The sequence below is a fragment of the Mesorhizobium sp. genome (assembly GCF_041661565.1).
GTDB lineage: Bacteria > Pseudomonadota > Alphaproteobacteria > Rhizobiales > Rhizobiaceae > Mesorhizobium.
This window is the reverse complement of sequence record NZ_JBAZUD010000151.1, coordinates 1-11,463: the sequence shown is the minus strand read 5'-3', so window position 1 is coordinate 11,463 and position 11,463 is coordinate 1. Positions and strand designations below refer to the sequence as shown.

General features: G+C 63.2%; 15 protein-coding genes and 1 pseudogene. 8 read left to right on the top strand and 8 right to left on the bottom strand.

From position 1 onward, the window contains the following. Positions 1–805: NAD(P)/FAD-dependent oxidoreductase (locus WC739_RS21425; protein WP_372955001.1), on the bottom strand; the 805-nt coding region annotated here is incomplete at its 3' end. 118 nt (positions 806–923) lie between these two features. On the opposite strand from WC739_RS21425, the gene WC739_RS21420 reads away from it, so the two are divergent. Together WC739_RS21420 and WC739_RS21415 are read left to right on the top strand one after the other, a co-directional pair. After that, positions 924–2,174: a cytochrome P450 gene (locus tag WC739_RS21420; RefSeq protein WP_372955000.1), complete on the top strand. Its 1,251-nt coding sequence runs from the start codon at positions 924–926 to the stop codon at positions 2,172–2,174. A 136-nt stretch (positions 2,175–2,310) separates the two neighbouring features. After that, a complete protein-coding gene (locus WC739_RS21415) occupies positions 2,311–3,255 on the top strand; it encodes a hypothetical protein (protein ID WP_372954999.1) in 945 nt (314 codons plus the stop codon). Positions 3,256–3,259: 4 nt separating this feature from the next. On the opposite strand, the gene WC739_RS21410 is transcribed toward WC739_RS21415, so the two are convergent. From WC739_RS21410 to WC739_RS21390, 5 genes are all read right to left on the bottom strand, one after another. After that, positions 3,260–3,604 (bottom strand): cupin domain-containing protein, encoded by a 345-nt coding sequence (locus WC739_RS21410; protein WP_372954998.1) that lies wholly within the window; start codon positions 3,602–3,604, stop codon positions 3,260–3,262. 3 nt (positions 3,605–3,607) lie between these two features. Then, positions 3,608–4,888 carry an O-acetylhomoserine aminocarboxypropyltransferase gene (locus tag WC739_RS21405; protein WP_372954997.1) on the bottom strand — a complete coding sequence of 427 codons (1,281 nt, stop codon included), beginning with the start codon at positions 4,886–4,888 and terminating at the stop codon, positions 3,608–3,610. A gap of 149 nt (positions 4,889–5,037) precedes the next feature. Beyond that, a complete protein-coding gene (locus tag WC739_RS21400) occupies positions 5,038–5,559 on the bottom strand; it encodes a CoA-binding protein (RefSeq protein ID WP_372954996.1) in 522 nt (173 codons plus the stop codon). A 34-nt stretch (positions 5,560–5,593) separates the two neighbouring features. Further along, positions 5,594–6,016 (bottom strand): VOC family protein, encoded by a 423-nt coding sequence (locus WC739_RS21395; RefSeq protein ID WP_372954995.1) that lies wholly within the window; start codon positions 6,014–6,016, stop codon positions 5,594–5,596. Positions 6,017–6,018: 2 nt separating this feature from the next. Next, the gene (locus WC739_RS21390) at positions 6,019–6,840 is read right to left on the bottom strand and encodes an enoyl-CoA hydratase (protein ID WP_372954994.1); all 822 of its coding nucleotides are present in this window, start codon (positions 6,838–6,840) and stop codon (positions 6,019–6,021) included. Positions 6,841–6,995: 155 nt separating this feature from the next. On the opposite strand from WC739_RS21390, the gene WC739_RS21385 reads away from it, so the two are divergent. The 5 genes from WC739_RS21385 to rpsI all read left to right on the top strand — a co-directional run bounded on the left by WC739_RS21385 (position 6,996) and on the right by rpsI (position 9,294). Next, entirely contained in the window at positions 6,996–7,445 is a 450-nt protein-coding gene (locus tag WC739_RS21385) for a PaaI family thioesterase (protein WP_372954993.1), read from the top strand. A gap of 50 nt (positions 7,446–7,495) precedes the next feature. Beyond that, positions 7,496–7,681 carry a type II toxin-antitoxin system HicA family toxin gene (locus WC739_RS21380; RefSeq protein WP_372955002.1) on the top strand — a complete coding sequence of 62 codons (186 nt, stop codon included), beginning with the start codon at positions 7,496–7,498 and terminating at the stop codon, positions 7,679–7,681. A gap of 10 nt (positions 7,682–7,691) precedes the next feature. Then, complete coding sequence (locus tag WC739_RS21375) at positions 7,692–8,090, top strand: type II toxin-antitoxin system HicB family antitoxin (protein ID WP_372954992.1); 399 nt, start codon at positions 7,692–7,694, stop codon at positions 8,088–8,090. Between the two features lie 255 nt (positions 8,091–8,345). Further along, positions 8,346–8,810 carry a 50S ribosomal protein L13 gene (rplM, locus tag WC739_RS21370; RefSeq protein WP_140706841.1) on the top strand — a complete coding sequence of 155 codons (465 nt, stop codon included), beginning with the start codon at positions 8,346–8,348 and terminating at the stop codon, positions 8,808–8,810. 1 nt (position 8,811) lies between these two features. Then, complete coding sequence (rpsI, locus tag WC739_RS21365; protein WP_372954991.1) at positions 8,812–9,294, top strand: 30S ribosomal protein S9; 483 nt, start codon at positions 8,812–8,814, stop codon at positions 9,292–9,294. 74 nt (positions 9,295–9,368) lie between these two features. Here the strand turns inward: rpsI and WC739_RS21360 are convergent, their stop codons facing one another. Further along, positions 9,369–10,268 (bottom strand): LysR substrate-binding domain-containing protein, encoded by a 900-nt coding sequence (locus tag WC739_RS21360; RefSeq protein WP_372954990.1) that lies wholly within the window; start codon positions 10,266–10,268, stop codon positions 9,369–9,371. A 90-nt stretch (positions 10,269–10,358) separates the two neighbouring features. Here WC739_RS21360 and WC739_RS21355 point away from each other — a divergent pair, with 90 nt between their 5' ends. Beyond that, the gene (locus tag WC739_RS21355; protein ID WP_372954989.1) at positions 10,359–11,231 is read left to right on the top strand and encodes an aldo/keto reductase family oxidoreductase; all 873 of its coding nucleotides are present in this window, start codon (positions 10,359–10,361) and stop codon (positions 11,229–11,231) included. A 74-nt stretch (positions 11,232–11,305) separates the two neighbouring features. Here WC739_RS21355 and WC739_RS21350 read toward each other — a convergent pair. Then, positions 11,306–11,463, bottom strand: a pseudogene (locus tag WC739_RS21350) (glycerophosphodiester phosphodiesterase); the annotation flags it as partial.

Below are 11,463 nucleotides of genomic sequence, written 5' to 3'. Positions count from 1 at the left end.
TGGTCGGCACCTTGTGCAGGCCGGAGCCGAATTTCATGCCGGCGCCGCCGGAGGGCGGGACCACGTAGCCGTCGACAGAGCCGCCGACATCGAGGACGACGGGCGCCGCTTCCCAAGCCGCCTTGAGATCGGCCGGAGGTTCGACATAGGCAAGCGCCGTTCGATAGGTTTTCAGCTCGCCGTCCAGTTCCGGAAACAGTTTCAGCACCCAGGCGCCGGCGGCGACGACGATGCGGTCGGCCTGCATCGTCTCGCCGCTTTCCAGCACGATGTGGCCGGCATCCGGGTCGATCGATGCGACCTTGCTGTGTTCGTAGACATTGCCGCCATTCGCTCTCAACCATTCTGCCAGGCTGGCGGCTATCTTGCGGCAATGCAGGACGCCCCCTTCGGGCGAGAAATAGGCGTAGCGGAACGACCCGGATTCCAGGAAAGGCCAGCGTTCGACAGCGGCATCGGGCTCCAGCACGTCGAACGGGAAATTCCCCTGCTCCAGGCCCTCGCGATAATCCTCGGCCTCGTCGCCTGGCTCACGCGAGATGCAGACAAAACCCCTCGCATCGAGATGGTTCTCGCCGAGATCAGCCCACATCTCGTCCCAGGCTTCATAGGCCTCGGTGATCAGCCTTCCATAGCCAGTCCCGGCCCGGTAGGCGCGGCGGATGATGCGGTGATGATCACCCGAAGCAGCGAGCGGATTGGGGATCGGCCCCTGTTCGACGACCGAGACACTATGCCCCGCCTTGACCAGCGACCACGCGGTGGACAGACCGGCGATACCCGCGCCGACAACGATCACATTCATCCGATCAGACCTTCCGCGGCCGCATCGGCCGGCTCAACTCATGGGGTGCCGACAGTCGGCCAGTTGGCGCCAACATACGGACTGGAAGCGGACTGGCAAGCCGCGCTATGGGTCTGGCATGACCAAATCGATGCTGCCCTACCTCGCCTTTGATCCAGCCACCCGTCGCCTGCGGCTCGACCCGCACGAGCCAGCTTTCTTCCAAAATCCCTCCGAAGCCTATGGCTTTCTGCACCGGGCATCGAACGCCTTCTTCTGGGAGGATTTCGGCTTCTGGTGTCTTGGCGGCTTCGACGACGTCAACCGCCTGCTGCGCGACCGCCGCTTCGGCCGCCAGAACCCGGCCGGCATCCCGGACACTCGCGGCATTGGCGAGGGTCGAACGCATCTGGCAGCGTTCGACGCCATCGAAGCGAATTCCATGCTGGAGCTGGAACCGCCCGTGCATACGCGGCTGAGAACGCTGGTCAACCGGGCCTTCGTATCGCGCCAGGTCGAACGGCTTCGGCCGCGCGTCGAGAAGCTTGCCAACGACCTGATCGACCGTTTCGAACCGGGCGGTGCGGTGGACCTGTTGCCTGCCTTCGCGGCGCCGTTGCCGATCACCATCATCGCCGAAATGCTCGGCGTGCCGGTCGAGATGGGGCCTCAGTTGCTCGACTGGTCGCACCGCATGGTTGCCATGTATATGCACGGCCGGACCCGCGAGACCGAGGATATGGCCAACCGGGCAACAGGGGAGTTTTCCGATTTCCTGCGCTTCCATATCGGCGAGCGGCGCAAGGCCCCAGCCGACGACCTGCTGTCGCTGCTGGTTTCGGCGCAGGAGGACGGGCAGAAACTGTCGGAGGACGAGATGGTGTCCTCGGCCATCCTGCTGCTCAACGCCGGTCATGAAGCAACGGTGCATCAGACCGGCAACGCCGTGCGCTCGATCCTGGCGCAAGGCGGCGATCCGCGCCGCTTCTTCGCCTCGCCCGAGGCGACCGCGGCAACGGTCGAGGAATGCCTGCGCTTCGACGCGCCGCTGCACATGTTCACCCGCTACGTCTATCAGTCCATCGAAGTCGCTCCCGGCATCGTCGTGCAGCCGGGCGAGACGGTCGGCCTGCTGCTGGGGATGGCCAATCATGACCCGCTGGCCTTTGCCGAACCCCTCGCCTTCAGACCCGAGCGCGTAGACCAGAAGAACGTATCCTTCGGCGCCGGCATCCATTTCTGCATCGGTGCGCCGCTCGCCCGGCTCGAGTTGCAGGTGTCGCTGAAAACCTTGTTCGAACGGCACCCGACGCTCCATCTTGCCGAACAGCCGCGCTTCCGCGACACTTACCACTTCCATGGGCTGGAAACGCTCGCCGTCGGCTTCTGACGATCGCGGGCCTTGGGGCTGCGATATGAGACTATATTCGATACGGGGTGCATTGTTCGCCCTGGCAATGGCTTGCTCGTTACCTGGCACGGCGGCGGCCCAGCAACAGCCGGAAAACATCCCGTGGGAAAACAGCATGGCCATCGCGCGTAAGATGGCGGCGACCCTGCTTGAGCGGCAGACAGGGTCGAAGGGCCTGCCGCTGGCATCCTTCGCCGTCGAGGTCGACCTCAATCACGACGGATTTCCCGAGATCTTCGCCTATCGCCTAGCGCCGAATTGCGATGGCATCCAGTGCGGCAACTTCCTGTTCGTCCTCGAAGGCGACAGTTATCACGAGGTTCTGGGCGACATCCCCGGCGCCAGGCTGGTGCCGCAGGACAAGATCGGCCTCGGCGCCTTCAAGCGAAACGGCTTTCTCGATATCCAGACCGACCAGATAACCATCGGCTGGGACGGAACGCGCTATGTCGACGCCTCAACCTTTCCCGCTTCGTCGCTGGATGGCGCCACGTTCATGGCAGCCTGCCAGGCCAGCAAATCCAGCGCGGGCGACGCGGATGGGGCGAGCGCTGACTGCCAATGCCAGTTCAACCGGATGCATGTGGTCGGTATCACGCAGGCCGAGCTGGACATCTATAGTGCGTCGCTGGGCGAGAATTTCGAATATCCGACGGGCGAAAGGGACGCTGCATGGCAGGCCGTGCAGAAGAACGCCGCGGATGCCGCCACCGGATGCGCAGTGGCCAGCGGCAAGACCCAATGGCCGGCGGCCTATTTCAATCATGGCGACCAGCCGCAGCAGAAGCTGAATTTCGAGGCCTTTCTCGATGCCTGCCCGGCGCAGGATTTCATCCTGACCAACCACAGGATCGGCACGCCGGACCGGGCGCTCGGCCTTTGCGGCTGCCTTGCCCGCGAAGTGCCGACGCAGGGTATTGGCCAGGAGGGGCTCAACCTGCTGGCGCAATATTATCGCAACGAGATTTCCGATGCCGATCTCGAGGCCCACGATGCCGACGCCCTGACCTTCCATGACAAGGCCTCGGAGGCTTGCCTTAGCCAGTTCCCGGCGAAGTGAACGGTCAGAGCTTGATCACATATTCCTTGCTTGTCGTTTCAAGCACCTCCCAAGTGCCCTGGAAGCCGGGGCGCAGCACGAAGCTGTCGCCGGCGCGCACGGTGCGCGCTTCGCCGCCGTCTTCCGCGATCACCGAAACGCCCGACAGGATGTGGCAGAATTCCCATTCGTCATAGACGATGCGCCACTTGCCCGGCGTCGCTTCCCATATGCCGGCATAGAGACCGCCGTCGCGTTCCTCGACGTTCCAGGTGCGGAATTTCGGATCGCCCGAGACCAGGCGATCCGGCGCCGGGGCGCCGGATTCGGGTTCGACGCTCTTGGTGTCGATAGACAGGAAAGCGGCCATGGATCAGACCTTGGCAAGCGCCTGTTCGAGGTCGGCGACGATGTCGTTGACGTCCTCGATGCCGATGGAAAGCCGCACGGTGTCCGGTCCGGCGCCGGCCTTGACCTTCTGCTCGTCGGAAAGCTGGCGATGCGTGGTCGAGGCCGGGTGAATGACTAGCGACTTGGTATCGCCGACATTGGCGAGATGCGAGAACAGCTCCAATGCCTCGACGAACTTGACGCCGGCCTCGTAGCCGCCCTTGAGGCCAAAGGTGAACACGGCGCCCGCGCCAAGCGGCGAATACTTCTTCTGCAGAGCGTTGTTCTTGTCACTCGGCAGGCCGGGGTAATTCACCGACGCGACTTTGGGATGGTTGGACAGCCACGCAGCGACGGTCACCGCGTTGTCGCAGTGGCGCTGCATGCGCAGCGGCAGGGTTTCAAGCCCGGTGAGGATGAGGAAGGCGTTGAACGGCGAGATCGCCGGGCCGAGATCGCGCAGCCCGAGCACGCGCGCGGCGATGGCGAAAGCGAAATTGCCGAAGGTCTCGTGCAGGACGAGGCCGCCATATTCGGGGCGCGGTTCCGAAAGCATCGGGTACTTGCCCGACTTCGACCAGTCGAACGTGCCGCCATCGACGATAGCGCCGCCGATCGAATTGCCATGGCCGCCGATGAACTTCGTCAGCGAATGCACGACGATGTCGGCGCCGTGCTCGATCGGCCGGATCAGGTACGGAGATGCCAGCGTGTTGTCGACGATCAGCGGCAGGCCATGCTTGCGCGCGATATCGCCGATCTTCTCGATGTCGACGAAAGTGCCGCCGGGATTGGCGAGGCTCTCGATGAAGATCGCCTTGGTCTTGTCGTCGATCTGGCTCTCGAAGGTCGAGATGTCGTTGGTGTCGGCCCAGCGCACCTCCCAGCCATAATTCTTGAAGGCATGGCCGAACTGGTTGATGGACCCGCCATAGAGCTTGTTGGCGGCAACGAAATTGTCGCCCGGGCGCATCAGATTGTGGAACACCAGCATCTGCGCGGCATGACCGGAAGCGACCGCCAGGGCAGCCGTGCCGCCTTCGAGCGCGGCAACGCGCTCTTCAAGCACCGCCTGCGTCGGGTTCATGATGCGGGTGTAGATGTTGCCGAAGGCCTTCAGCCCGAACAGGGAGGCGGCGTGGTCGGCGTCGTCGAAAACGAAGGAGGTCGTCTGGTAGATCGGCGTGGCCCGTGCGCCCGTGGCCGGGTCGGGCTTGGCGCCGGCATGGACTGCGAGCGTATTGAAACCGGGTGTACGGGTCACGGAAACCTCCCTCGATAAGTTCTGAAAATTCGCCGGGCATTCTTGGCGAAGCCCGGTCCGGAATGCAAAGAAGAAAATACCTTTCGGCGGGCGATGCGCGGTGAACGCTGGAGAAAACCCGCTTCTTCCCGGAATAATATTCCTTCGGCCTATTTCTGGCGCACACCGAAGCTCTGGAACCCCGAGCGCATCAGTGGCTTCTTCGACGACAGGACGCCGGAGTTGACGCCGGTCCAGCCGATCTCGCCCGACAGTTTGCCGTACTCGATCTTGGGGCAGCGATTCATCACAACCTTGATGCCGGCGGCTTCGGCGCGCGCGGCGGCTTCGTCGTCGCGCACGCCAAGCTGCATCCAGATGACATTCGGCAGGGGATCGAGCGCCAATACCTCGTCGACGATGCCTGGCACCGCCGCCGCCGCGCGAAAGACATCGACCATGTCGATCGGCTCCGGAATGTCGGCGAGCCGTGCATAGGTCATCCGGCCGAGGATCTGCTTGCCGGCCTGGCCAGGGTTGATCGGGAACACCGAGAACCCCTTGGCCAGCAGGTATTTCAGCACGAAAAAGCTCGGCCGCACGTCGTTGGCGGACGCGCCGACCATGGCGATGGTCTTCACCGAATTGAGGACGCCGGCGATGTAGGCATTGTCATAGCTATCGTGGTTCATGCGGCGCCCTGGGTAGGTTGCGTTCAGCAGAAGGTCAATCGGGCAGTGAAATCGTGCCGTCTTCCGCGATTGGAAAGGCTGGATTGTGCGCCACTTCCCAGACATGGCCGTCGGCATCGGCGAAGTAGCCGTACCAGCCTCCCCAGAAGGCACGGCCTGCCGGCTTGACGATGCGGCCGCCGGCTTTTTCCGCCATGGCGAGCACCTCATCGACTTCGGCGTCGGAGCGGGTGTTGTAGGCAAGATAGACGGCGGAAGGCGCCTTGGCGAAGGTGATACCCGAATCCTCCTCAGCGCTGGGGCGCGGAAACAGGCCGAGAATGGCGCCGCCCATCTGGAAGAAGGCTACGCCATCGGTGATCCCTGCATGGCGGGTCAGGCCCATCGCCTCGTAGAAGCGTACCGCACGGTCGAGATCGTCTGTGGCGATGGTAATGATGGAGATGCGCGGTTCCACGGCTACTCGTCCGTCCATTCCGGCTTGCGCTTGCCGATGAAGGCGCCGATGCCCTCCTGTGCGTCGCGCGCCAGCATGTTCTCGACCATGACGCGGCCGGTATGGGCATAGGCGTCGGCCAGCCCCATCTCGGCCTGCGCGTAAAAGGCCTCCTTGCCGGTCTTCACCACCGAGGATGACTTGGAAGCGATCGTCTGGGCATATTTGGTGACGATCTGGTTCAGGTACTCGCGCGGCACGACGCGGTTGACCAGGCCGAAGTCCCTGGCTGTCACCGCATCGATGGTCTCGCCGGTCAAGAGCATCTCCATCGCCTGCTTGCGTGAGACATTGCGTGACAGCGCGACCATCGGCGTCGAACAGAACAGGCCGATGTTGACGCCCGGCGTGCAGAATGTCGCCTCGTGCGAGGCGATCGCCAGATCGCAGCTGGCGACCAGTTGCAAGCCGGCGGCGGTCGCCAGCCCATCGACCTCGGCGATGACAGGCAGGGGATGACGCACGATCGCCTGCATCAGCGCGGCACAAGCGGCGAACGTCTGTTCGAAGAACGCCCTGCCGCGATCGGGGTCGGCGCGACGCGCGGTCAGTTCCTTGAGATCGTGGCCGGCGCAGAACACTTTTCCCGCTGCCGACAGCACAATGACACGAACGGCCTTGTCGTCCTTGGCGCGGTCGAGTTCGGCAGTCAGCGCCGCCATCACCCCAAGCGACAGGGCGTTGGCAGGAGGATTGGCGAGCGTCAGGCGCAGCACGCCCTTGTCCAGCCGGACAGTGACGGGGCCTTCGGCGACAGCCTGCTTGATGGCAACGATTTCGGCCACGGCCGCTTCCTCCGCGATTCCCGATCTTGGTTGGACGACTGCAATCTAGTATGCCATCACGTTTCATCCAACACCCGCAATCAGAATGCTGGCACAATCGACGGCCGCGCTGCCTTTGTCCTGATCGGCCTGGATGCACGTGAAGGGAGTTCGTCATGCCAGCCCAGGGCAATCTCAAGCCGGTGCTGAATGCCGCGCAGGTCAACGCGCTGATGAACACTGTCTATCCGCAACTCAACGAGCAATTCCAATATTACGAGGCGATCGACGTCTTCCCCGGCGGTTGTGTGGTCAGGCTCAATGCCGGTGAACGGCACCTGCGGCCAGGCGGCACCGTGTCCGGTCCTTCGCTGTTCACGCTGGCCGACATCGGCGGCTATGTCTGCGTGTTGTCTCATGCCGGGCCGGATGCGCTCTCGGTCACCATCAACCTCAACATCAATTTCGTCCGCAAGGCCGAGGCCGGACCAATCGACGGCCATTGCCGCATTGTGAAACTGGGAAGGAGCCTGATGGTGTTCGACATCGACATCGTTGCCGGGCCGGAAGGGCACACGGTGGCGCACGCCACGGGCACCTATTCGATCCCACCGAAGCGCACCTGACGGTTGAATTTTCATTTGATGTGTATATATATGCGCATAGGTGATTTTTGCTGGAACGAGACAGCCGCAGAATTGTGAAGCGCCTCAAGGATGATGGATTCGAACTCGTTTCCATACGCGGCTCGCACCACAAGTTCCGAAAGGGCGAGATCGTATTGATTGTTCCGCATCCCGAGAAGGACCTGCCGACGGGTACAGCACGCGCCATCGCCAAGCAGGCTGGTTGGATCAGGTAGGAAGTCCGCGATGAAGAACTATTTCGCACTGGTCAATAAAGATCCCGACAGTGCATTCGGCATAAGCTTTCCCGACATCCCCGGCTGTTTTTCTGCCGCGGACTCAGCGGACGACATCGTACCCAATGCTGTCGAAGCCTTGCAGTTGTGGGCGGAGGATATGTCTGTTCCAGAGCCGTCAAGCCACGAAGCTATTGTCGCCCTTCCCGATATACGCAATGCGCTTGCCGAAGGTGGCTATCTGGTTTCGGTCCCGCTCATCGACAACGACAGCGCAGTCGTCAGGGCGAACGTGACTTTCGAGCGCGGCGTTTTGCGGGCGATCGACGCCGCGGCACGCGAGCGTGGCATAACGCGATCGGCGTTCCTTTCGAGCGCGGCTCGCAGGGAAATCGAAGCACGGCATTGAGTGGTCCCTTAGTCTACCGGAAATCGATGTGGTAAAATAATACCTTTACGACAAGCCATTGATTTTGCTAAGTTGTTCTTGCCGACTACACGCGCGATCACCTTGACGCAACATCTGCCCTCCCCTATAAGCCCTCATGAAGCAGCGGCCCGCAAAGGCCGCCGTTTTATTATTGGCGGCAGGCAAGCGCCTCACCGCCAATCCAAGCAACAAGAAACGCCTTCCCTGTGAAGGTCCGAACCGAAAGCAGAACACATGACAACCTTTTCGCAGAAGCCTGCGGATGTGGTGAAGAAGTGGATCCTGATCGACGCCGAAGGTCTCGTCGTTGGTCGTCTGGCCACTGTCATCGCCAATCATCTTCGCGGCAAGCACAAGCCGACCTTCACCCCTCATGTCGACGACGGCGACAACGTCATCGTCATCAATGCCGACAAGGTGGTGTTCACCGGCAAGAAATTCACCGACAAGGTCTATTACTGGCACACCGGCCACCCCGGCGGCATCAAGGAGCGCACCGCGCGCCAACTGCTCGAGGGCCGTTTCCCCGAGCGTGTCGTCGAGAAGGCCGTTGAGCGCATGGTGCCGCGCGGTCCGCTCGGCCGTCGCCAGATGAAGAACCTGCGCGTCTATGCAGGCGCCGAGCATCCGCATGTCGCCCAGCAGCCCGAGACTCTCGACGTGGCCAAGCTGAATTCCAAGAACAAGAAGGTCGCATAAGATGGCTGAGCTTTCCTCGCTCGCAGAACTGGGCGCCGCCACCGGCAATTCCAACGCGCAGCCGGCCGCACCCGTCCACGTCCAGAAGCTCGACAAGTCGGGCCGCGCCTATGCCACCGGCAAGCGCAAGAACGCCATCGCGCGTGTCTGGGTGAAGCCCGGCTCGGGCAAGATCGTCGTCAACGACAAGGTTTTCGCGGAGTATTTCGCGCGCCCGGTCCTGCAGATGATCCTCAACCAGCCGATCATCGCGGCCAACCGCGCCGGCCAGTACGACATCGTCGCGACCGTCGTCGGCGGCGGCCTCTCCGGCCAGGCCGGCGCCGTGCGTCACGGCATCTCCAAGGCGCTGACCTACTATGAGCCGACGCTGCGCGCCGTGCTCAAGAAGGGCGGCTTCCTGACCCGCGACAGCCGCGTCGTCGAGCGCAAGAAGTACGGCAAGGCGAAAGCCCGCCGCAGCTTCCAGTTCTCGAAGCGCTAAGACTTTCGCATTTGAGTACAGTCGAAAGGCCGCCTCCGGGCGGCCTTTTTCTGTTTGCGGCTGCCTGACAAGTGTCAGGACCTGCCCGATTTGATGAAATCGATGAACGCCCGCAGCGGGGCGGGCACGAGGCGCCGGCCGGGATAGTAGAGGAACGGCCCGGAGAAGCTCTGCCACCACGGCTCGAGCACGGGCTCGAGGGCTCCGCTCTCGAAGTGTGGACGAAGCCAGGCCTCGAACAGGCCAACGATGCCGGTGCCAGCGATGGCGGCATCGACGGCTAGGTCGACCGCCCCGCCGATTCGCACGATCAGCGGCCCCGGCGGATCGACACGGACGACCTCGCCGTCCCGTTCGAACTCCCACGCCGGCATCGAGCCGCTGGCAAACCGGCCGCGCAAGCAGGAGTGGCCAAGCAGGTCGCTCGGGTGTTCGGGCCGCCCATGGCGATCGAGATAGGCGGGGCTGGCGGCGGTGGCGAAACGCTGGACGCGCGGCCCGATCGGCACCGCGATCATGTCCTGTTCCAGCCGCTCGTCATAGCGGATGCCGGCATCGCATCCGGCTGCCAGCACATCGACAAAATCCTCATCTGCGATGACCTCGAGCCGGATACCCGGATAGGCGGCGAGAAAGCGTGGAACTATATCGGGCAATATCAGCCGCGCGGCGCTGACCGGCACGTTGAGGCGCAGCGAGCCCGCCGGCCGGTCGCGAAAGCCGTTCACCACGTCGAGGGCCGCTTCCACCTCCGACAGCGCTGGACCGAGCCGCCCGAGCAGGCTGAGACCAGCCTCGGTTGGGACAACGCTGCGCGTCGTGCGGTTGAACAGCCTGATACCGAGTTGCGCCTCGAGGCGACGCACCGCCTCGCTCAAGCCTGAGGCGCTGCCTCCGCTCGCACGCGCTCCATCGCGAAAGCCACCGGCGCGCGCCACCGCCACGAAGGCGTTCAGATCACCGAGATCAATCATTGTTCGCAATTCCGCACAGCCTGTGTGGATTGTACCAGATTATCATGCGCCGGGCAGCGCCTATCTTTGTCTCCTCAAAGGAGATCGATCATGTCCAACATCCAGCAATCAGGCACATCCACTCTTGGCAGCCACACTGTGAAACGTCTTGGCTACGGCGCGATGCAGCTCGCCGGACCCGGTGTGTTCGGGCCACCCAAGGACCATGACGCGGCCCTGGCCGTGCTGCGCGAGGCGATTGCGCAAGGCGTCGACCATATCGACACCAGCGACTTTTATGGGCCGCATGTCACCAATCGACTCATTCGCGAGGCGTTGGCCCCCTACCCCCGGGATCTCGTCATCGTCACCAAGATCGGCGCACAGCGGGGTGCGGATGGATCGTGGCTACCAGCTTTCTCAGCCGAAGCGCTGAGCAAGGCGGTGCACGACAATCTGCGCAACCTCGGGCTCGAGGTGCTTGACGTGGTCAACCTGCGGATCATGTTCGACGTCCACGGCCCCGCCGAGGGATCGATCGAGGCACCACTCACCGCTCTGGCCGACCTGCAGCGGCAGGGCCTCGTACGCCATATCGGCCTGAGCAATGTAACACCGGCGCAGGTCGCGGAAGGACGCGCGATCACCGAGATCGTCTGTGTGCAGAACCAGTACAATCTGGCGCATCGCGATGACGACGCCCTGATCGACGACCTCGCCCGCGACGGCATCGCCTATGTGCCGTTCTTCCCGCTCGGCGGATTCAACCCGCTGCAATCGTCCGCTCTCTCGGCGGTGGCGGCCCGCCTCGGCGCCTCGCCCATGCAAGTAGCCCTTGCCTGGCTGCTCCAGCGCTCACCCAATATCCTGCTGATCCCGGGTACGTCCTCGGTCGGGCATCTGCGGGAAAATCTCGCGGCGGCCGAACTGCGGCTGTCGGCGGACCTGCTCGATGAACTGGACGGCGTGGCGAAGGCGGCGTGACGGCGTCGAGCGGCCGCGCGCCGAAGCACGCGTTCGCATTGTTCGGTTTCGGCCGTCGCGCCAGCGACGGCCTCCTAGTTGATGCTCGCCGTCTTGGCGGGTTCCGCCGGCCGCGCCTCATCAGCATAAGGCACGCGGTAGCCGTTCGCCGCCAGCCAGTCGATTGCCGCTTTCGGCTCGTCGGTCTGGATGATGGTGGCGCCGCGTTCGGCCCAAAAACCCCAGGCTTCGG